The 21,190-nt window shown below is 70.7% G+C and carries 19 protein-coding genes; 15 read left to right on the forward strand and 4 right to left on the reverse strand.

The genetic code is table 11. From position 1 onward, the window contains the following. Positions 1 to 7: 7 nt before the first annotated feature. From OG975_RS42425 to OG975_RS42435, 3 genes are all read right to left on the reverse strand, one after another. Complete coding sequence (locus tag OG975_RS42425) at positions 8 to 1,081, reverse strand: mechanosensitive ion channel family protein (RefSeq protein ID WP_406334950.1); 1,074 nt, start codon at positions 1,079 to 1,081, stop codon at positions 8 to 10. 201 nt (positions 1,082 to 1,282) lie between these two features. Next, positions 1,283 to 2,050, reverse strand: a complete 768-nt coding sequence (locus OG975_RS42430) for a crotonase/enoyl-CoA hydratase family protein (RefSeq protein ID WP_406334951.1) — start codon at positions 2,048 to 2,050, stop codon at positions 1,283 to 1,285. Positions 2,051 to 2,128: 78 nt separating this feature from the next. Further along, positions 2,129 to 3,106 carry a YbhN family protein gene (locus tag OG975_RS42435; RefSeq protein ID WP_406334952.1) on the reverse strand — a complete coding sequence of 326 codons (978 nt, stop codon included), beginning with the start codon at positions 3,104 to 3,106 and terminating at the stop codon, positions 2,129 to 2,131. Between the two features lie 180 nt (positions 3,107 to 3,286). On the opposite strand from OG975_RS42435, the gene OG975_RS42440 reads away from it, so the two are divergent. The 3 genes from OG975_RS42440 (at position 3,287) to OG975_RS42450 (ending at position 8,222) form a co-directional block, all read left to right on the forward strand. Further along, the gene (locus tag OG975_RS42440) at positions 3,287 to 5,209 is read left to right on the forward strand and encodes an ABC transporter ATP-binding protein (protein WP_406336709.1); all 1,923 of its coding nucleotides are present in this window, start codon (positions 3,287 to 3,289) and stop codon (positions 5,207 to 5,209) included. Positions 5,210 to 5,821: 612 nt separating this feature from the next. Further along, positions 5,822 to 6,844, forward strand: coding sequence for an isopenicillin N synthase family dioxygenase (locus OG975_RS42445; RefSeq protein WP_406334953.1), 1,023 nt, complete (start codon positions 5,822 to 5,824; stop codon positions 6,842 to 6,844). 13 nt (positions 6,845 to 6,857) lie between these two features. Beyond that, positions 6,858 to 8,222, forward strand: a complete 1,365-nt coding sequence (locus OG975_RS42450; protein ID WP_406334954.1) for a nucleobase:cation symporter-2 family protein — start codon at positions 6,858 to 6,860, stop codon at positions 8,220 to 8,222. 128 nt (positions 8,223 to 8,350) lie between these two features. Here the strand turns inward: OG975_RS42450 and OG975_RS42455 are convergent, their stop codons facing one another. Then, complete coding sequence (locus tag OG975_RS42455; RefSeq protein WP_406334955.1) at positions 8,351 to 9,010, reverse strand: helix-turn-helix domain-containing protein; 660 nt, start codon at positions 9,008 to 9,010, stop codon at positions 8,351 to 8,353. A 103-nt stretch (positions 9,011 to 9,113) separates the two neighbouring features. On the opposite strand from OG975_RS42455, the gene OG975_RS42460 reads away from it, so the two are divergent. The 12 genes from OG975_RS42460 (at position 9,114) to OG975_RS42515 (ending at position 20,997) form a co-directional block, all read left to right on the forward strand. Beyond that, positions 9,114 to 9,617: a flavin reductase family protein gene (locus OG975_RS42460; RefSeq protein ID WP_406334957.1), complete on the forward strand. Its 504-nt coding sequence runs from the start codon at positions 9,114 to 9,116 to the stop codon at positions 9,615 to 9,617. Further along, a complete protein-coding gene (locus tag OG975_RS42465; protein ID WP_406334959.1) occupies positions 9,614 to 10,501 on the forward strand; it encodes an MBL fold metallo-hydrolase in 888 nt (295 codons plus the stop codon). The genes OG975_RS42460 and OG975_RS42465 overlap by 4 nt, the downstream gene beginning before the upstream one ends. After that, a complete protein-coding gene (locus OG975_RS42470) occupies positions 10,498 to 11,700 on the forward strand; it encodes an amidohydrolase family protein (protein ID WP_406334960.1) in 1,203 nt (400 codons plus the stop codon). Before OG975_RS42465 ends, OG975_RS42470 begins: the two co-directional genes overlap by 4 nt. 101 nt (positions 11,701 to 11,801) lie before the next feature. Further along, positions 11,802 to 12,548 (forward strand): ABC transporter ATP-binding protein, encoded by a 747-nt coding sequence (locus OG975_RS42475; protein WP_406334961.1) that lies wholly within the window; start codon positions 11,802 to 11,804, stop codon positions 12,546 to 12,548. Further along, positions 12,545 to 13,555 (forward strand): ABC transporter permease, encoded by a 1,011-nt coding sequence (locus tag OG975_RS42480; RefSeq protein WP_406334962.1) that lies wholly within the window; start codon positions 12,545 to 12,547, stop codon positions 13,553 to 13,555. Before OG975_RS42475 ends, OG975_RS42480 begins: the two co-directional genes overlap by 4 nt. A gap of 263 nt (positions 13,556 to 13,818) precedes the next feature. Continuing rightward, positions 13,819 to 14,988, forward strand: a complete 1,170-nt coding sequence (locus OG975_RS42485; RefSeq protein ID WP_406334963.1) for a hypothetical protein — start codon at positions 13,819 to 13,821, stop codon at positions 14,986 to 14,988. After that, positions 14,988 to 16,385 (forward strand): FAD-binding oxidoreductase, encoded by a 1,398-nt coding sequence (locus OG975_RS42490; RefSeq protein ID WP_406334964.1) that lies wholly within the window; start codon positions 14,988 to 14,990, stop codon positions 16,383 to 16,385. The genes OG975_RS42485 and OG975_RS42490 overlap by 1 nt, the downstream gene beginning before the upstream one ends. A gap of 2 nt (positions 16,386 to 16,387) precedes the next feature. Further along, a complete protein-coding gene (locus tag OG975_RS42495) occupies positions 16,388 to 17,161 on the forward strand; it encodes a creatininase family protein (protein ID WP_406334966.1) in 774 nt (257 codons plus the stop codon). 84 nt (positions 17,162 to 17,245) lie between these two features. Next, positions 17,246 to 17,674 carry a cupin domain-containing protein gene (locus OG975_RS42500; RefSeq protein ID WP_406334967.1) on the forward strand — a complete coding sequence of 143 codons (429 nt, stop codon included), beginning with the start codon at positions 17,246 to 17,248 and terminating at the stop codon, positions 17,672 to 17,674. Continuing rightward, entirely contained in the window at positions 17,671 to 19,194 is a 1,524-nt protein-coding gene (locus tag OG975_RS42505) for an amidase (RefSeq protein ID WP_406334968.1), read from the forward strand. Before OG975_RS42500 ends, OG975_RS42505 begins: the two co-directional genes overlap by 4 nt. Then, positions 19,187 to 19,939 (forward strand): cysteine hydrolase family protein, encoded by a 753-nt coding sequence (locus tag OG975_RS42510; RefSeq protein ID WP_406334969.1) that lies wholly within the window; start codon positions 19,187 to 19,189, stop codon positions 19,937 to 19,939. The genes OG975_RS42505 and OG975_RS42510 overlap by 8 nt, the downstream gene beginning before the upstream one ends. Then, a complete protein-coding gene (locus OG975_RS42515) occupies positions 19,936 to 20,997 on the forward strand; it encodes an acetamidase/formamidase family protein (RefSeq protein WP_406334970.1) in 1,062 nt (353 codons plus the stop codon). Before OG975_RS42510 ends, OG975_RS42515 begins: the two co-directional genes overlap by 4 nt. Positions 20,998 to 21,190 lie beyond the last annotated feature (193 nt).

Genomic DNA, 21,190 nt, shown 5'->3' on the forward strand with positions numbered 1-21,190 from the left:
ACCAGACTTACGAGAGCGGTGTACTGCCCTCTCGCTGATGCGGGATGGCAGTGCTCCCCGGCTGCAGCGCCACCGTCCGGGTGGGCGCCGGAATCCGGATGCCCTCCTCCCGGTATCGCTTGTGCACACGCTTGATGAACTCGTGCTTGATCCGGTACTGGTCGCTGAACTCGCCCACGCCGAGGATCACGGTGAAGCCGATGCGGGAGTCGCCGAAGGTGTGGAAGCGGACGGCGGGCTCGTGGTCCGGGACGGCGCCGGTGATCTCGGTCATCACCTCGGCGACGACCTCGTTGGTCACCCGCTCGACGTGCTCCAGGTCGCTGTCGTAGCCGACGCCGACCTGGACCGTGAGCGTCATCTGCTGCTCGGGCCGGGTGAAGTTGGTCATGTTGGTGCCCGAGAGCTGGGCGTTGGGGATGATGACCAGGTTGTTGGAGAGCTGACGGACCGTGGTGTTGCGCCAGTTGATGTCGACGACGTAGCCCTCCTCGCCACTGCTGAGGCGGATGTAGTCGCCGGGCTGGATCGTCTTCGACGCGAGGATGTGGACGCCCGCGAAGAGGTTGGCGAGGGTGTCCTGGAGGGCGAGGGCCACCGCGAGACCGCCCACGCCCAACGCCGTCAGCAGCGGCGCTATCGAGATGCCCAGCGTCTGCAGCATGACGAGGAAGCCCATCGCCAGCACCAGGACGCGGGTGATGTTGACGAAGATGGTGGCCGAACCGGCGACGCCCGACCGGGACTGGGCGACGGACCGGACCAGGCCGGTGATCACCCGTGCCGCCGTGATGGTCGACACCAGGATGAGCAGAACGGTCAGCGAACGGTTGACGTTGCGCCCGACCTGCGCGGTCAGCGGAAGCACCGCGGCCGCCGACGCGATCCCTGCGGCGATCGCCGCCCAGGGCACCAGGGTGCGCAGCGCGTCCACGATCACGTCGTCGCCGCTCCAGCGGGTGCGCAGCGCGTGCTTGCCCAGCCAGCGCAGCAGCATGCGCATCAGGAACGCCGCCAGGAGGCCCGCGGCGACGGCGATCCCGGCGACCATCAGATCGTCCAGGGTGAGGGAGCGCTTCACCGGTGACCTCCGTTGCGGCCGGGGAGAAGGCCCGAGGGCCGGATGTGCTGTGTCGTCACTTGCCACCTGCTCGAATCCGGGAACGCACGATCACGCCCGGACGGGTGTTCGTCGTCCGGGGTGACCGCTCATCCTGCCGCATCCGCCTGCCCACCCGTCACCAGGCCTGCGCGGAGGCGCCCTTGACGACCGGGAAGGGTGTCACTGAAGTGAGGTGAACGAGCCGTGCCGGCCGGCACCCTGTGCGAAGCGGGCGGCGCCCTCCAAGCTCTCGGCCAACACGCCCATGCCGTACTGGAGTTCTGTGCGCAGGGCGGCCTTTTCCACCAGGCCCTCCTGGTCGAGGACGGAGGCGCGGTCGCTGCGGAGGCAGGACTGCGGGAAGCCGGCGATCTCGGCGGCGAGTCGCTCGGCCTCGGCGCGGGCGCGGCCGGTCGGGACGAGGCGGTTGGCGAGGCCCATGCCGTACGCCTCGGGGGCGGGGACCGGGCGGCCGGTGAGGATCATGTCCATCGCGCGGCTGGTGCCGATGAGACGGGGGAGCCGTACCGTGCCGCCGTCGATCAGCGGGACGCCCCAGCGGCGGCAGAAGACGCCGAAGACGGCGTCCTCCTCGGCGACCCGCAGATCGCACCAGAGCGCCAGCTCCAGGCCCCCGGCCACGGCGTGCCCCGCGACCGCCGCGATCACCGGCTTGGTCAGGCGCAGCCGGGTGGGGCCCATCGGCGCGTCGCCGTCCTCGGTGACCTGGTTGCCGCGCTCGCTGCCGATCGCCTTGAGGTCCGCGCCCGCGCAGAACGTGCCGCCCTCGCCCCAGAGCACCGCGACCCTGGCCGACTCATCCGCATCGAACTCCCGGAAGGCGTCGGCGAGTTCGGCGGCGGTCGGCCCGTCCACCGCATTGCGGGCCTCGGGGCGCGAGAGGACGACCGTGGTGACGTATCCCTGACGTTCGATCCGGACCGGCATCGTGCTGTCCCCTTTTGCTTCCGCTGGCTGGCGTACGCCGAGGTTACTCCGGGGTAGTGCCGCCACCCTGACGTCGGCTCAGATCACCTTCCAGCGGACCAGCGCCCCGAGCGTCAGCGCCCCCGGCAGCAACGGCAGCCACACCGTGATGATCCGGTACGCCAGCACCACCGCCGTCGCCACGGCCACCGGACCGCCCGCCGCGACCAGCGCGACGACCAGCGCGGCCTCCACCGATCCGATCCCGCCCGGCGTCGGCACCAGCGCGACCGCGGCCGTCGCCGCCAGATAGGCGATCGCCATGTGCGCGGGCGGCACCGGCAGCCCCAGCGCCTGCCCCACCGCGGCCAGTCCGGCCGCCTGGAGTAGCGGGAAGGCGAGCGAGCCGCCCCACAGGGCGAGCGCGCGGGACGGGCGGGAATGCACGGAGCGCGCCTCACCGAGCGCGGTGCACAGGAAGGAGAAGACGGCCGTACGCAGCCGGCGCACGAGAAGAAGCGTCCCCGCCGCCGCGCACAGCACCAGACCGGCGCCGAGCAGCAGCAGTGGGCCGATCGCCCCGTCCGGAAGGAGGCTTCCGATCCGTAGTGCCCCGGGGAACGCGATGAGCAGGCCCAGCAGCAGGCCGAGCCGGGCGATCGACTCCGCGAGCATGTACAGCGCGAGCGCGGCCGACGAACGGGCGAGCGGCACGCCGCACACCGTCATGAACCGCAGATTGACCGCGCTGGCACCCAGGCCCGTCGGCAGCAGATGGTTGGCCGCGCCCGCCGCGAACTGCGTGGCGAGCAGCCGGCGTGCGGGCAGCCGCTCCATCACCGCGCCCTGGCGGGTGAAGGCCGCCGCGACCCAGGTCAGGCAGGTCGCGAGGACCGCGGCCGCGAGCCAGGGCCACTCGGCTGACTCAAGATGACCGAAGCCCTCCATGAGCACGGACCGGTGGCGCACCCCGACCACCAGGACCAGGGCGAGCGGGAGCAGGCACAGCGCCGGCCGGACGGCAGGCCGGAGGGAGAAGCGTCTGGGGAGTCCCTGGGGGAGTCGTACCGCGGTCACATCGGGAGAGGTTTTCCACACCGCACCAACGTGGGGTTGCGGGAGCGGAGACGGCGGCTGACACGCCGGGCAAGGTGCGGGAGGGTCCGGCTTCGTCAAGTTCTTTGCGTAGCGCGTCAACTTCTTCCTGTAGTCATTGACCTCAATAATGCTTGAGGTCATACCGTCTCTCTCATGAGCATGGAGACCACAGCCTGGACACAGCTGCACAGTGTCATGAACGCGCAGCAGGAACGCCGGCCCTTCGCCCGCGCGACGCTGCGCCGTATCGCCGCCTTCGCCCGCCCCCACCGCCGCCGCATCGGGCAGTTCGTGGTGCTCAGCGTGCTGACCGCGCTGCTCGCCGTCGCGACGCCGGTGCTCGCGGGGCGCGTCGTGGACGCCATCGTGTCCGGCGGCGACGAGAGCACGGTCATCCGCCTTGCCGTGCTCATCGCCGTCATCGCGCTCGCCGAGGCGGCGCTCGGGATCCTTGGCCGCTGGCTTTCGTCGACGCTCGGCGAGGGACTCATCCTCGATCTGCGGACGGCTGTGTTCGATCATGTGCAGCGCATGCCGGTCGCGTTCTTCACACGTACTCGTACGGGCGCGCTGGTCAGTCGACTCAACAACGACGTCATCGGTGCCCAACGAGCCTTCAGCAACACCCTGTCCGGAGTCGTCAGCAACCTCGTGACGCTGCTGCTCACCCTCGCCGTCATGCTCACGCTGTCCTGGCAGATCACCCTGCTCGCGCTGGTCCTGCTGCCGGTGTTCGTGATTCCCGCCCGCCGGATGGGCAGCCGGATGGCCAAGCTCCAGCGGGAGGCCGCCGACCTCAACGCCTCGATGGGCACCCGGATGACCGAGCGCTTCTCGGCACCCGGCGCCACCTTGGTGAAGCTCTTCGGGCGGCCCGAACAGGAGTCCGTCGAGTTCGCGGCGCGGGCCCGGCGGGTGCGGGACATCGGGGTGCGTACGGCGATGGCGCAGTCCGCGTTCATCACCGCCCTGACGCTGGTGTCGGCCCTGGCCCTCGCCCTCGTGTACGGGCTCGGCGGCTGGTACGCGCTGCGCGGCACTCTGGAGCCGGGCGCCGTCGTCTCGCTGGCGCTGCTGCTGACCCGCCTGTACGCGCCGCTCACCTCGCTCGCCGGGGCCCGCGTCGAAGTCATGAGCGCCCTGGTCAGCTTCGAGCGCGTGTTCGAGGTGCTCGACCTGAAACCGCTCATCGAGGAGAAGCCGGACGCCCGCAAGGTGCCCGACGGACCGGCGTCCGTGGAGTTCGACGACGTCCGTTTCGCCTACCCCTCCGCCGACAAGGTCTCCCTCGCTTCGCTGGAGGAGGTCGCCGCCCTGGACACCCGCGGCGGCGCCGAGGTCCTGCACGGCGTCTCCTTCCGTGCCGAACCCGGCCAGACCGTCGCGCTCGTCGGCTCCTCCGGCGCCGGCAAGTCGACCATCGCGCAGCTGCTGCCGCGGCTGTACGACACCGACGAGGGCACCGTCCGCATCGGCGGCGTCGACGTCCGCGACCTGAGCGCCGAGTCGATGCGCGAGACCCTCGGCATGGTCACCCAGGACGGGCACCTCTTCCACGACTCGGTCCGGGCGAACCTGCTGCTGGCCCGCCCTTCCGCGACCGAGGAGGAACTGTGGGACGTACTGCGCCGGGCCCGTCTCGAAGACCTCGTACACTCCCTGCCGGACGGCCTCGGCACCGTGGTCGGCGAGCGCGGCTACCGGCTCTCCGGCGGCGAGCGCCAGCGCATGACCATCGCCCGGCTGCTCCTCGCCCGCCAGCGCGTCGTCATCCTCGACGAGGCCACCGCCCACCTCGACAACACCTCCGAGGCGGCCGTCCAGGAGGCGCTCACCGAGGCGCTGGAAGGGCGGACCGCCGTGGTGATCGCCCACCGGCTGTCCACCGTGCGGGCGGCCGACGTGATCCTCGTCGTCGAGGCGGGGCAGATCGTCGAGCGGGGCACCCACGGGGAACTGCTGGCGGCCGACGGGCGGTACGCGGAGCTGTACCGGACGCAGTTCAACAAGCCGGGGACGGGTGACGCGGCGCACACCGCCGGCGTGATCGATGCCGCGGCCGCGGAAGAGGCCGTCGCGTAGGCAGCGACCCGGCGCCCGCCGTAGCCTGGCGGGCGCCGGCGCGTACCTGTCACCGGGGCGCGACCCTCTTCGCCCACGGGAGCACTGCGCACCATGTTCAAGTCCAGCGTGGGGGCGCGGAGGCGTCCTGGCTTGCTGACTTGGTGACCGCCACGGTGGTGACCTGGGTAGAGGTCCCGAGGCCCGGGCCGTGAACATCAACAACGTCGTGGCTGACGACGTCTACAGAGTCCACGAGCAGATCCACTCCAACGTGGGCCGAGCGCGGTGCCAGGGCCGACCTTGTGCTGCACCGCTTCGAGCGGGACTACGCGTGCCTTCCGGTGCGCGACGGGCGCAGTGCCCGCCTTCCCGCGGCGGTCCTTGTGGGCGTGCTGTCGCAGTAACAGAACTGGTTCCCGGACGAAACACGGTGCCGCCAGGCTGACCTCATCGCGCATGGCCCCTGTCGACGGGGCTTATGCCAGCCCACGGCGCCGGGCCCACGGACGGGTCCGAGGCCGACCGTGCCCGCGGACCTCTGTGTGTCCGCGGTGGGGGTGCAGGGGCGGTGACTGCACCTCGTAGGACTCGGAGAACTTCACTCCGACGTACTCAGGAGTACTTGCCGCGATGACTGACATCACGAGGCGTGCTGTGCTGCACACGACGCCTCAATCGACGTACGGCCTCGCCGAACTCGACAAGGAAACCCGCATGGGCGGGGCCGGAACCGAGACCACGGCGCGGGAGATCCGCCGCATCGACCTCTCCGACTTCGAGGCCCGCAAGGCCGAGATCACCGAGGAGCTGTGGGCGGCGGCCACGGACATCGGGTTCTTCCAGCTGGTCAACCACGGCATCGAACAAACCCTGGTGGACGAGGCGTTCACGAATGCCGAGGGATTTTTCGCGCTGCCCGAGGCCCACAAGGCCCGGCATGGGCTGAAGAAGGGCCTCAACTCCGGGTGGGAGTCCATGACCCAGGTCAGGCCGTCCGTCGGGACACCGGACCAGAAGGAGTCGTACCAGGTCACCCGCCCTCACATGGAGGGGCTCTGGCCTGACGACGTCCTGCCCGAATTCCGGCTGCGCGCCCTCGACTTCGAGATGCGCTGCCGCGAGGTGGCGATGCGGGTCCTGTCCTGCTTCGCCGACAAGCTGGGCTTCGCCGGCGACTTCTTCGCCCGCGCCCACGACCCTCAGAGCATGCACTACCAGTCCACCCTGCGGATGCTGCACTACTTCGCGATCCCCGAGGACGCCGAGCCCGACCCGAGCGTGTGGCGGGCCGGTGCGCACACCGACTTCGACTGCCTGACGCTGCTCTTCCAGCGGGACGGGCAGGGCGGGCTGCAGGTGTGCCCGGGAAAGGAGGCCGAGGCCCAGGAGTGGACTCCCGTGGTGCCCTCGGCCGACGCCGTCACCTGCAACATCGGCGACATGCTGATGCGGTGGAGCGACGACCGGCTTCCGTCCAACTTCCACCGGGTCAAGTCCCCGGGCCCCGGCGAGGACCGGGGCGCCCGCTACAGCATCGCCTTCTTCGCCCAGGCCGACCGTGACGTGGTGATCGAGGGGCCGGACGGCCGGTATCCGCCGATCACGGCGGAGCAGTACATCCAGCAGCGCATCGCCGCCAACTTCGCACGGTAAGGGGACTGTTGTGATGATGTCCGCGAAGGAGCGGGCGCCGTTCGGGCGGCTCGCGGTGCTGGGTCTCCAGCACGTTCTGGTGATGTACACGGGCTGTGTCACGGTGCCGCTCGTCTTCGGCGCGGCCGCAGGGCTCGATGCCTCGACCATCGCTCTGCTCATCAACGCGGACCTGCTGGTCGCGGGCGTCGTCACGATGATCCAGGGCGCGGGCGTCGGGCGAGTGCTCGGCGTCCGCATGCCCGTGATGGCCGGCGCTGCTTTCACCGCCGTGACGCCGATGATCCTGATCGCCGGTGAGTACGGGCTTCAGGCGGTATACGGTTCGATGCTCGCTGCCGGGATCTTCGGCCTGCTCGTCGCCTGGCCGTTCGCCAAGGCGGCGCGCTTCTTCCCGCCGTTGGTGAGCGGTGTGGTGATCACCGTGGTCGGCCTGGCGCTGATCGGTGTCGGCGTCAACCTTGTCGTCGGCAGCGACCCCAAGGCGGCGGATTACGCGGCGCCGTCGCGCCTCGCCCTCGCCGCCTTCGTCGTCATCGTGATCCTGCTGGTGGCGAGGTTCGGCAGGGGCTTTCTGGCCCAGACCGGGGTCCTGCTCGGGCTGCTGGCCGGTACCGCGGTCGCGGTACCGCTGGGTCTGGTGGACCTGTCCGCCGCCCGTGGCGCCGACTGGATCGGGGTGAGCGCTCCGTTCCACTTCGGCGCGCCCGAGTTCCCGCCCGTCGCGGTCATCTCCATGTGTGTCGTGATGCTGGTTCTGTTCGCCGAGTCGACCGCGGACCTGATCGCGGTCGCCGAACTCACCGGCAAGGAGCTGACGACCGCGGACATGGCGCGCGGGCTGGCCGCCGACGGTCTGTCCGGGGTGCTCGGCGGAGTGATGAACGCCTTCATCGACACCGTCTTCGCCCAGAACGTGGGCCTGGTGTCGATGACCCGGGTGCGCAGCCGTCATGTGGTCACCGTCGCGGGCGCCATCCTGGTTGCCCTGGGCCTGGTTCCCAAGCTGGGGGCGGTGGTGGCCGGGCTGCCCGGTCCGGTCGTGGGCGCGGCGGGACTGGTCATGTTCGCCACGGTCGCTGCCGTCGGCATCAGCACACTGCGGAGGGTCGAGTTCGAGGGAACGCACAACCTGCTGATCGTCGCCGTGTCGATCGGCGTGGGCATGGCGCCCGACGTGGCACCGGACCTCTACTCCCGTTTCCCGGACGGTGTGCGCATCGTGCTGGGCTCACCGGTGACGAGCGCGACCCTGATCGCGTTCGGGCTGAACCTGGCCTTCAACCGGACCCGCCCGGCACGCGCGGCGGACGACGAGGCAGAGGCAGGGAAGCGGACTCGGCCGACGTCCACTACCCCGGCGGAATATGTCCCATAGCGCGGGTGCCAGGGCGACCGCCGGGTGAGCTGCGGTTTTGCGATGGCGGGACGGGAGGCGCTGACGTCGCGTTCCTCATCTCGACGCCCACGTGACGCTCGTTCTGACGGCTCGCCAGTTTGATTCGATCACGTCGCCGACCGTGGTCGAGCCGACTGGACGACCCCTACCTCTGTCGACCTTTGCTCGACGTTCTGGCGAGGGGCGTTCTGTACGGTGAGGATGCGCACCCCGGAGACGTCCTGATCCTCCGCCAGAACCCTCCAGCGGTGCGGAGTTCCGCCTGGGTAGAGCAGGCTGTCTCCGGCGTAGAGGCGGTGCAGTTCGCGGCCGCCGGGGCCCAGTAGGTCGACCTCGATCGTGCCGTGCACCACATAGAGGAACTCATCGCCCGGGTGGTCGTAGTACTCCTCGAAGCTGATGGGTCCCCCCGTGTATTCGACCGGATGGACGGCGAATTGGGGTGCCCCGAGCATCCGGGCCGAGCCGCCACTGTTGGCGACGGGGGTGCCGGTCCCTTCCCGTACGACGTGGATGTCGGCGGGGAAGGTTGCCGCGTGCGCCAGCAGTGCCTGTTGGGTGGTGCCGAGCGCTTGGGCGATCCGGTGCAGCGAGGGCATGCTCGGGCGGGTCAGCCCGCGTTCCAGCTGGCTGAGGAAGGGGTGCGAAAGGCCTGCGCTGCCCGCAAGTTGGACAAGGGTGAGGCCGCGCTCCTTGCGTAGCCGACGGATCGCGTTGCCGAGCTGCTGGTCCGGATCGGCGGGGGTTTCGGTGGGGCGGTCTGCCATGGCGGAAATCCTAAGCGTTGCTTCGGAGTGGGATTTACTCCCGCGAAACACATGTCTCTTACGCTCAATGTTGATGTGACGAACATTCTAGCGAGGAGCCCGAATGACCGCGACCACCGCCGACCGACCCGCCACGGGCGGGTTCCTCGATGCCATGGCCGCCCTCGCGGGCGGCGTCTGCGTCGTAACCACCGCCGCAGCCGATGGCACACCTGCCGGATTCACCAGCACCGCCGTGATGAGTCTCAGCCGCGCGCCGCAGCTGATAGCGATCGGTGTCCAGCGCGGCAGCCGCACCCTGCCGCTGCTCCAGGACGGCGGCAGGCTCGCCCTCAACATCCTTGCCGTGGACGGCGAATCCGTCTCGCGGCGGTTCGCCGATCCGGCCGTCGACCGGTTCGCCGGGCTGGAGTGGACGACGGGAGAGGGAGGTGTGCCGCTGCTGCTCGCGCAGAGCACGTACGCCGCCCTGTGCCGCGTACGGGAAGAGGTGGCGGCCGGGGACCACCTGCTGCTGATCGCCGACGTCGACGAGATCATCCCCGGCCACGGCGGGGCCGGCGCTCTCGTCCACCACGCCCGCCGCTACCACGGCATCGGCGCATGAGCGGGCGTGACTGGTTCTCCGTACAGGAGACCGGACCCGGGACCTTCCTCATCGCCGAACCCGGGCACGTCAACAGCTATCTCGTCGTGGGCGACGACCTCGCCCTGCTGTACGACAGCGGGATGGGCATCGGGGACATCGGGCGCGAGGTGCGCGCACTGACCTCGCTGCCACTGCTCGTCGTCAACTCCCACCACCACTACGACCACCGGGGCGGCAACGCCTCACTCGTGGGCGAGGCCAAGGACTTCGCCGTCCACGAGGCGGGCGCGGACCTGCACGGCGAGCCCGCACCGCGCGAGTGGCTCGAGACGTACGCGCACATCGCTCAGGACATGCGGCAGCGCTACCTCGAGCTGAGCGCACTCTCCGCCGAGGGCTTCTTCCTCACCGACTCGCGGATCGAGGTGCGGCCCGTCCCCGAACTGGCCCATTGGCGTATCGACGCGGTGCGACCGACCCGGCTGCTCAGGGAAGGGGAGCAGCTCGACCTGGGCGGGCGGAGGCTGCACGTCCTGCACACCCCCGGCCACTCGCCCGACGGCATCTGCCTCTGGGAGCCGGAGAGCGGCCAGCTCCTCGCCGGTGACACCCTGATCAGCGGCACCTTCTTCGCCCATGTGCCGGGCGCCGATGTACCCGCATTCGCCGAATCGACCCGGCGACTGGCCGAACTCCCGGTCAGGTCAGCCCTGTTGGGGCACAACCTCCGCCATCGTGAGGGCCACTACTTCGTGGGACGGGTCGCCGAAGCTTTCGACCAGGTGGTACGCGGACGGACCCGCCCGGTCCGCCGCCAGGACATGTTCGGCGCGCCCGCGATGTGGCACGCCTTCGACGGCTTCGCGGTACTCACGGCACCGCAGAACGGGGACGCACGATGACGGCGACGGCACTGCTGCTGCGCGGGGCGCGGCTGCCCGAAGGGCAGGTCCGGGACGTACTGATCGAGGACGGGCGGGTGTCGGCCGTCGCGCGGGCCGGCCAACTCCCCTCCGTGTGCGAGGAGATGGACCTCGCCGGCTTCCTGCTGTTGCCCGCACCCGCCGAACCCCACGCCCACCTCGACAAAGCCCTCACCTGGGACCTGGCCGGTGCACCGCCCTGCGACCTGCCGGGGGCGGTCGCCGCCTGGCGCGGCTATGCCGAGCAGGTCACGGAGGAGGATGTGCTGGTCAGAGCCCGCCGCGCGCTGGACGAGCTGGTCGCCAACGGTGCGACCGCCGTCCGCACCCACGCCGACGTCCTGCCCGGCCCCGATCCGCTCCGGGGGCTGCGGGCGCTGCTGCGGCTGCGCGCTGAGCTGAGTGAGCGGGTCGCACTGCAGATCGTCGTACTGCACGTCGAGGAGCCGGACGAAGTCCTTGACGAGGCACTGGAGTTGGGGGCCGACCTGCTCGGTGGCTGCCCGCACCTCTCCGGCGACCCGCAGGCCGCTGTCGCCCGCGCCCTGACCGTCGCCGAGCGGCACGGCGTCGGCGTCGATCTGCATGCGGACGAGCATCTCCGTCCGGACCCGAAGGATCTGCTGCTGCTCGCCCAGGCGGTACGGGAGCGGGGCTTCGCCCACAGTGCGACCGCCAGCCACTGCGTGGGCCTGGGCGGCCTGGACCCGGCCGAGGCCGCCCGGATCGCCAAGGAGGCGGCGGCATCCCGGATCGGGGTCGTCGCGCTGCCACTCACCAACCTCTACCTCCAGGGCCGCGACACCCCTGCCCGCACCCCGCGCGGTCTGACCGCCGTACGCGCCCTCCTGGACGCGGGCGTGCCCCTGGCCGGGGGCGGCGACAACATTCGCGACCCCTTCAACCCGGTGGGCAGGTCCGACCCCCTGGAGACCGCCGGACTCCTCGTCGCGGCAGGTCACTTGACGCTGCCCGAGGCCGTCCACGCGGTGACCACCGGCGCCCGCACGGTCCTCGGGCTACCCGCCGCAGGGCCGTACGAGGGCGCGATCGCCGACCTCCTCGCCGTACGGGCCGACTCGCTCTCCGGGGCGCTCGGCGCCTCGTACCCGGACCGGATCGTCTTCAAGGGCGGGCGAGCGGTGAGCCGTACCACGGTGATCCGCGAAGTGCTCTGACTGGTCCCGGGCGTAAACGCCCGGGACATCCCCACGAAACAATGAATGTTGATGCTACGAACATCGGTGAACGCATCACAGTCCTGAAGGAAGGAGCCGACGTGGCGACAGCAGTGCAGACGGCGCTGAGTTTCGCGGCCGTCGACAAGCGTTTCGACAGCGGGACCACCGCGCTCTCGGGTGTGGATCTCCGCGTCGGGGCAGGGGAGTTCGTGGCGGTCGTGGGCCCCTCCGGATGCGGGAAGTCCACACTGCTGCGGCTCGCCTCCGGACTGGATGCCCCCAGCGCGGGCGAGATCAGCACCCCGGGCGGGGACATCGGTTACGTCTTCCAGGACGCCACCCTGCTGCCCTGGCGCAGCGTCCTCGCCAATGTGGCGCTGCCGGCCGAACTGGCCGGCCGTCCCAAGGCCGAACGGCACGAGCGCGCCATGGACGCCATCAGTCTCGTCGGCCTCGACGGCTTCGAGAAGCAGTTGCCGGGGCAGCTCTCGGGCGGGATGCGGATGCGGGTCTCGCTGGCCCGCGCGCTGATGATGCGCCCCGCGCTCTTCCTCTTCGACGAACCCTTCGGCGCGCTGGACGAGATGACCCGGCTTCGTATGCAGGAGGAGCTCCAGCGGATCTTCGCGGAGACGGGATTCGCGGGTCTCTTCATCACACACTCGGTGACCGAGGCGGTGTTCCTCGCCAACCGGGTCGTGGTGATGTCGGCCCGACCTGGACGTATCACCGCCGAGTTCGAGGTCCCGTTCGCCCACCCCAGGCCCGCATCGCTCCGTTACGAACAGGAGTTCGCCGCGATCGCGGGCGCGGTCTCCGGGGCCCTGCGAGGAGACGCCCAGTGACCACGAACATCCCGGCCGCCGACGCGCCGACTGCCCACGCGACCACTGCCGCCTCGGTCACAGTCGGCCCGAGCGGCGAACCGTCCGCCGCCTCCGAACCGGCCGTCACCGGTTCGAGCGTTGCCGCTCCGGCCCACGAGGGGAAGACCCCCGTGCACCAGTCCGATGCTGCCGTCGGCGCCACGGCCGAGACGTTCCCGGCCGCCGAGGCGCCCGCCCGCACCCGCCGGGGCCCCGTCGCCCTGCTCGCCCCCATCGGCTCGCTCGCCGTCGCCATCGGCCTCTGGTACGCGGTGAGTTACCTGCTCCTCGCCCCCGCCCGCCGCTTCCTCGTGCCGCCACCGCATCAGGTCCTCCAGGTCGCCGTCCTCGACTGGACCCACCTGCAGCCCATGCTCCAGGCCCTCGCCCTCACCGCGCAGGTCGCTCTCGCCGGGCTCGCCATCGCCGCCGCTCTCGGCATCACCGGGGCCGTCGTGATGAGCCGCGCCCGCTGGCTGGAGCGCTCCCTCTATCCGTACGCCGTCATCCTGCAGACCGTCCCGATCCTCGCCATTGTCCCCCTCATCGGCCTCTGGTTCGGCTTCGGCTTCACCAGCCGGGTCATCGTCTGCGTCCTCATCGCCCTCTTCCCGATGATCGCGAACACCCTCTTCGGGCTGCAGTCCGTGGACCGCGCACACCACGACCTCTTCACCCTCCAGAAGGCGAGCCGCTGGGCCCGGCTGCGCAAGCTGGAGCTGCCCGCGGCGCTCCCCGCCATCTTCACCGGGCTGCGTACCTCCTCCGGGCTCTCCGTCATCGGCGCGATCGTCGGCGACATGTTCTTCAAGCAGGGCGCGGCCGGTATCGGCACCCTCCTCGACGTCTACCGCTCACGCCTCCAGTCCGAGGACCTCTTCGCCGCGATCATCCTCGCCTCCCTCTTCGGGGTCGCCGTCTTCGCGCTCTTCACGTTCCTGTCCCGCCTCGCCATCGGTTCCTGGCACGCGTCCGGCCGCAGCTGAGCGCTCCGCCGGCTGTGCCGATGTGCGGCTCCGCCGCGGGGCCGCGATATGCCGTCGACCGTCTGCGGCACCGTCGTGACTGGTCGCTCCCCCACTCTCGGCTGCGTTCGAGTGGGGGGACCCCCACCGCGGCGGAGCCGCATGTAGATACAGCCCCGCGCCCCTTCAGGGCGCTTCCCAACCGCAGCGGACTTCACCCGACCTGCTTAGCCGGCCCCACCCCCTCTCCGCTTCCTCGTCAGAGCCCCTTCCGGGAGACAGCCATGCCCATTGCCGTCAGAAGAAGCCTTGTCGCGGGACTGAGCGCCTCGCTCCTTCTCGCCGCCACCGGCTGCGGCGCCGGCGCCACCACCGCCGCCGGTTCGTCCGCCGACCTCAAGCCCGCCCCCGCCGCACAGCGACTCGACAAGGTCTGTCCCGCCACCGTCGTCGTCCAGGCCGACTGGGAGCCCGAGGCCGAACACGGTCCGATCTACAACCTCGTCGGCCCCGGCTACACCGTCGACACCGACAAGAAGCGGGTCACCGGCCCCCTCGTCATCGGCGGCAAGGACACCGGCGTCAAGATCCAGGTACGGGCGGGCGGTTCGGCCGTCGGGTACCAGACCCCCGCCTCGGAGATGTACATCGACCAGTCCATCACCCTCGGCATGGTCACCACCGACAGCGCCATCCAGACAGCGGGCAAGCGGCCCGTCACCGCGGTCGCCGCGCTGATGAAGAAGAGTCCGCAGGTCCTGATGTGGGACCCCAAGACCCACCCGGACTGGAAGACCGTCGCCGACATCGGCAAGAGCGGCGCCAAGGTCGTCTACCGCGACGGCGAGGTCTTCGCCCCGATGCTGGTGGCGAAGGGGCTCATCAAGAAGAGCCAGCTGGACGGGAGTTACGACAGCTCCCCGTCCCGTTTCGTCGCCGACCCCTCCATCGCGCAGCAGGGCTTCGCGACCGCGGAACCGTACATCTATGAGCACGAGGTCGCCGCCTGGAAGAAGCCGGTCACGTTCCAGCTGCTGTCCGATGTCGGCTACACCGTCTACCCGGAGGCACTCTCCGTCCGCACCGGCGCGCTGAAGAAGCTCAGCCCCTGCCTGAAGAAGCTGGTCCCCGTCATCCAGCAGTCGGCCGCAGACTTCGCCGCCGCACCGGACACCGCGGTCACGCTCATCGACGACATCGTCAAGCAGTACGGCACGAGCTGGGTCTACTCCAAGGGCACCGGCCAGTACGCCGCAAAGGAGATGGTCAAGCTCGGCATCCTCGGCAACGAGGCAGACGGATCGATCGCGAGCTTCGACAAGAAGCGGGTGACCGACTCCCTGAAGACCTTCGGGCCGATCCTCGCCAAGAGCGGCGTCAAGATCCCGGCCGGGCTGAGCGCCGACGACCTGGCGACCAACGAATTCATCGACACCAAGATCGGAATGAAGTGATGGCCGTCGACCCCAAGGGCACGACCCTGTCCGCCGCCGAACTGCGCCGGATGACCGAACTGGTCGCGGACGACGCGATGGTGGGCGCCGGCTCAGGTGCCACGCACCGCACCCCCGGCATCGACGCATTCTGTACGGAGGCTGCCGCACTCCTGGGCGAGGATGCCGTCGTACGCGAGGACTCCGCCCTCGACAAGGCGTCCCGCGACTGGGCGCACATGTCACCGATCCTCGCCGCCAAGCTCCCCGCCGGTCGCGCCGAGGTGGTGCTGCGCCCGTCCTCGTACGAGCAGGTCCAGCCCCTCGTCGCCCTCGCCCACCGCCTGCGCATCCCCCTCACCCCGCGCGGCAAAGGCACCGGCAACTACGGCCAGGCGATCCCGCTGCACGGCGGCGCCGTCCTCGACCTCACCGGATGCGGACGCATCCTGGGCGCGGGCGACGGGTGGATCAGGGCCGAGGCGGGCGCGAAGATGTCCGACCTGGAGGCGCATGCGCGCACGCTGGGCCAGGAGTTGTGGATGTTCCCCTCCACCTTCGGGACATCGCTCGGCGGCTTCCTCTCCGGTGGGAACGGCGGCACGGGATCGCTCGCCAACGGCACCAACGGGGACGGTTTTGTACGGGAGTTGACCGTCGTCCCGTGCACAGCGGAGGCCGAGCCCTTCACCGTACGCGGCGAGGAAGCACTCCCGTACATCCACGCCTACGGCACCACCGGCATCACCACGACCGCGACCGTCGCCCTCCAGCCGGCCCGCGTCTGGACCGGCCTCTTCGCCTCCTTCGACACCTGGACCTCCGCCACCGCCGCGCTCTCCGACCTCGTACGCCTGGAGCCCGCCCCCCGCCTGGTCTCCCTCGACGAGCCCGGTCTCGTCAAGACCTTCGAGGCCGACCCGGCCCTCGACCCGGCCGCGCTGAGCGTCCGCGCGATCATCGAGGAGCGGGCCGGGGACGACGCCCGGGCGATCATCGAGAAGCAGGGCGGCCGGGTGACGGAGGTACGTCCCGCGCCGCGCGGTCCCGCCCTCATCTCCTCGCTCTCCTTCAACCACCCCACGTACCACCTGATGAAGGCCGAGGACGGCTACTTCCACCTGGAGATCGGCGGCGACGTACTGCTCGGCGACCCGGCGGCGGTCAAGGCCGTCTTCCCCGGGACGGTGCTGCACCTGGAGGGGATGCGCTCGGGGACCGTCGGCATGCTGATGGCGCACTACCAGGACGAAGCCACCGTGTACGAGGGGATCGCCGCCCTGGAGGCACTGGGCGTCGGCGTCCATGACGTCCACAACTGGTACGTCGACCGGCGCCTCGACCTCGTCCGTGCCACCTCCCGCACCGCCGACCCGCTGGGGCTGCTCAACCCCGGCCACCTCCTGGGAGCGCGCTGACCATGGCCTTCACCCGCTTCACCGACCTCAGCGGACCGTCGGTCACCGACCTGTCCGCCGACACCGTGGCCGTCCTTCCCGTCGGCGCGATCGAACAGCACGGGCCCCATCTTCCCGTCGCCACCGACTACTTCATGGCGGAGGCGATAGCGCAGGGCGCCGCCCTGGCCGCCTCCGACAGCTGCGACATCACGCTGATGCCGGGCCTCGCGTACGCCAAGTCCGACGAACACGCCTGGTCGCCTGGGACGCTGTGGCTCAGCGCCTCGACGCTCTTCGCGGTACTGGACGACCTGGGACGCTCGCTCGCCAAAGGGCCCGTGCGGCGGCTCGCGTTCCTCAACGCGCACGGCGGAAACAGTGCGCTGCTGGGAGTCGCTCTACGTGAACTCCGCACCAAATACGGTCTGTTCACCTTCCTGCTGCACGCCGCGCTCCCCGCGGACCAGGGCGGCGCGTCCCCGTCCGGCGAGCTGGGTCTGGGGGTGCACGGCGGGCTGAACGAGACCGCGGCGATGCTCCACCTCCACCCGGAGACGGTGGACATGTCGCTGGCCGAGCGGAGTGTCCCCGAGCACCTGACCGCCTACGAGCACATCGGCTTCGGCAAGTCCGTCTCCTTCGGCTGGACGAGCGACGACTTCGGGACGGGCAACGGCGTCATCGGCGACCCCACCGGAGCCACCCCCGAACTCGGCCGCAAGCTCGTCGACACCGCCATCGCCGACAACGCGGCCGCACTGCGCGAATGCGCCCGCTTTCTCCCTTCCGCCTGACAGCCTTCTCTCCATCACTGTCCGTCGGACCGTCACCCGTCCGACCGCCACCTGCCTGACCGCCTGACGTCGAGGACATCCGCCATGGCCATCCCCCCGCTCCACAAGCCGCTCAGCGAGATCACCGCCCACCACATCACCGCGGGCGACACGGTCAAGCTCGCCGTCCTCACCGGACCGGCCGACGGCTCACCGACCACCGTCGTCTTCGAGGTGTGGGAGCCGGGCGGCGCCCAGCCGCTCAACTGGCACCCCGAGTCCGTGGAGACCTTCGTGGTGCTCGCGGGCGAGGGCCGCGCGGTCAGCGACGAGCACGAACGCGACCTCGCACCGGGTGATGTCCTCGTCCTGCCCCTCGGCTCCAAGCACCGGATCACCAACACCTCGGCCACCGAGCGGCTCTACACCCTCACGATCATGTCCCCCGACGAGGGCTTCGCCGACCTGATCCAGCGCGGCCCCCACACGGTGCTCGACGACGCGGACCTGGCCGTCCTCGGAGCCGCCCGATGAGCGAACTCCTCGACGCCTTCTGGTCGTACGAACAGGCCCTCGGCGCCAATGACATGGCGGGCCTCGACCACTGGTTCCTCAACGCCCCGGACACGGTGCGCGCCGAGGGTTCCATGGTGCTGAGCGGGCATGCGGCCATCTCGGACTTCCGTCGCGGCCGCAGCGGAGGAGCCCCGGCGCGTACGGTCGAGCGCGTCCATGAAGTGCGGATCGCCGAGGACGTCGCCGTACTGACCGCCGAAACGCTGCGGGCCGACGAGTCGCGCGGGATGCAGACTCAGGTGTGGCGGCTGACGGGGGAGGTCTGGCGGATCGCGGCCGCGCACGTCAGCGCGGTGCAGGATCGGGTGGCGGACGAGGCTCCGGACCCCGCGGTGTGGCGGGTCGTGGGCGAGCCGCTGGTCGCCGGGGCGGAGGAGGGGCCGCTCGCCGGTGTACGTACTGCCGTCAAGGACCTCTTCGCCGTTGCCGGACAGCGGATCGGCGGGGGCAATCCGCAGTGGCTGGCCGAAGCGCCGGTGGAGCACCGACACGCCGACGCGGTAAGGGAATTGCTCAGCGCAGGCGCCCAGCTGGCCGGCATCGCTCAGACCGACGAACTCGCCTTCAGTCTCGCCGGGACCAACATCCACTACGGCACCCCCGTCAACCCCGCCGCCCCCGGCCGGATCACCGGCGGCTCCAGCAGCGGTCCGGCGGCGGCGGTCGCCCGCGGTTGGGCGGATCTGGGGCTGGCCACGGACACCGCGGGCTCGATCCGGGTCCCCGCCTCCTACTGCGGCCTCTACGGCTGGCGCCCCACCCACGGAGCCGTCCCCACCGGCGGCCTGCTCCCGTTGGCCCCGTCCTTCGACACGGCGGGACTGCTCGCCCGGGACCCGGACCTGCTGTGTACAGCGGCGAAGGTGCTCCTGCCCCGGGACGGCGCAGCCCCGATGACCACGCTTCTGGTCGACGACGCCCTCACAGCGCTCGCCGAACCCGAGGTCCGGGCATCCTTCGAGGCGGCATGCCGGGCACTCTCCCTCCGCACCGGCCTGGAGCTCGTACGGACCGACACCGGCATGGCCCCCCACCTGGAGGAGTGGCTGCCCGCCTTCCGTACCGTCCAGGCGGCCGAGGCATGGGCCGCGCACGGGGAGTGGATCGAGAAGCACCCAGGCGCGCTGGGGGCCGACATCGAGGCCCGGTTTGCCGGGGGCGGCCGGATCGCGGAGGGCGAAGTCCGTGACGCCAACTCCCAGCTCGTATCAGCCCGTTCGGTCATCGTCGAAGCCCTCCCGCCCGGCACTGCGCTCCTGCTCCCCACCACGAGCAGCCCGGCCCCCCGCGCCGACGCGACACCGGCCGAGGTCGAGACCGTACGAGCCGCAACCCTCCGCCTCACCTGCCTTGCCTCGCTCGCCGGGCTGCCCGCCGTCACCATGCCCCGGCTGCGGGTCCGCGACCTCCCGGTCGGCCTCTGCGCGATCGGCGCGCCGGGCACGGACCACGCCCTTGTGGAGCTGACCCATGCATGAAATCGGCCCCAACTCCCGCAACTCCTGGCGCGCGGACGTCACACACGTCGACCTCCGCCGCCCGCAACGCCCGGCCCGCCCCGTGACCGTGGAGGCTCAGCCCCAGATCCTGACGCTCGACCTGGCCTCAACGGCGATCGTCGTCATCGACATGCAGAACGACTTCTGCTCGCCCGACGGCTGGCTGGCCTCGATCGGCGTGGATGTGTCCCCGGCCCGCACCCCTATCCCCGTACTCCAGCGGCTCCTCCCCGCCCTGCGGGCGGCCGACGTCCCCGTCGTCTGGCTCAACTGGGGCAACCGCCCCGACCGCGCGAACCTCCCGCCCGGCGTCCTGCACGTCTACGACCAGGACGGAACCGGAGGCGGCCTCGGCTCCCAACTGCCCACCGGGGCAAGGGTTCTGGAACGCGACAGCGCGTCCGCCGACATCACCGCACCCCTCTTCGCGGCGCCCGGCGACCTGCACATCGCCAAGTACCGCATGAGCGGCTTTCAGGACACCGAACTCGACAGCGTCCTGCGCAATCTCCGCGCCGACACGCTCCTGTTCGCCGGAGTCAACGCCGACCAGTGCGTCCTCGCCACCCTCATGGACGCGGCGAGCCTCGGCTACGACGTGCTGATGCTGGAGGATGCGGTGGCCACCACCTCACCCGCCTACTGCATGGACGCCACCGTCTACAACGTCCGGCAGTGCTTCGGATTCACCCTCACCGCCGCCGACCTCCAGGAAACCCTGTGACCCTCCTCCAACCACACCGGGGCCCCGTCGACGGCGACCACTACCTGCCCGCAGACCCGGCCGCAGTCCACTGGGGTCTGCTCCCCAACGCCCTCTCCAAGCCAGCCCTTTCGCTCCCCTCCGGCGCGACCGTCAGCCTCGACACCATCAGCCACGAGGGCATCCTCGCCGACCAGGGCCGAGACCCGGCCGCCTTCTTCGCCGCGGCCGGCATCCGCGGCATCCTCCACGACACGGCCGAACTCGCCGCTTCCACCCGCCTTCACGACCCCGCCGCCCACGGCCCGCACGTGGTCACGGGACCCGTCCACATCCAGGGGGCCGAGCCCGGCGACGTACTCGAAGTGGAAGTCCTCCGCCTGCGCCGCCGCGCCCCCTACGGCGTGATCAGCAACCGCCACGGCAAGGGCGCGCTCCCCGGCGAGTACCCCCAGGGCCCCGGCCCCGACCCGGTCAGCCTGGTCGCCACCGTCGACGACGACGGCCGCGGCCGCCTCCCCGTGGGCGACGGCAGAGACATCCGCTTCCCCCTGCGCCCCTTCCTCGGCATCATGGGCACCGCCCCCGCAACCGTTGCCCCGGTCCACTCGGTGCCTCCCGGCCCGCACGGAGGCAATCTCGACGTACGCCACCTCGGCGTCGGCGCCCGCCTCTTCCTCCCCGTTGCCGTCGAGGGCGCCCTCTTCTACGCCGGCGACCCGCACTTCTCCCAGGGCGACGGCGAAGTGGCCCTCACCGCCTTCGAAGCCCCTCTGCGCGCGACCCTCCGCCTCACCGTCCACCGCGACCCCGCCCTCCGCCGACTCGCATCCAGCCTGCGCGCCCCCTTCGCCGAGACCGACACCGAGCACATCGTCATGGGCCTGGACACCGACCTCGACGAGGCGATGCGCCATGCCGTACGCGACGCCCTCACCCTCCTCGACGAGCGCTTCTCCATACCCGGCCCGATTGCCCTCGCCTACCTCAGTGCGGCCGCCGACTTCCAGGTCTCCCAGGTGGTCGACATCGTCAAGGGCGTCCACTGCCGCATTTCCAAGGCCGACCTGACCTTCTGACGCCACACTGCTCGCGCTCTGCCAGGGGGAGCGAGCCTGGATCTCAGGTTTCGATTGCAGGCGACATCACGCCGGTGCGCGAGCGGACCGAGCGGGAACTCGGCCTGCCCGCCGAGCACGTCGTCGTCACTGCGACGCGCGCGCCAAAGCGCTCCGCACCGTCGACGTCTCGCCGGGTGCGCTCGCGCACGCG

The sequence above is a fragment of the Streptomyces sp. NBC_00203 genome, assembly GCF_045206325.1.
Taxonomy (GTDB): Bacteria; Actinomycetota; Actinomycetes; order Streptomycetales; family Streptomycetaceae; genus Streptomyces; species Streptomyces lutosisoli.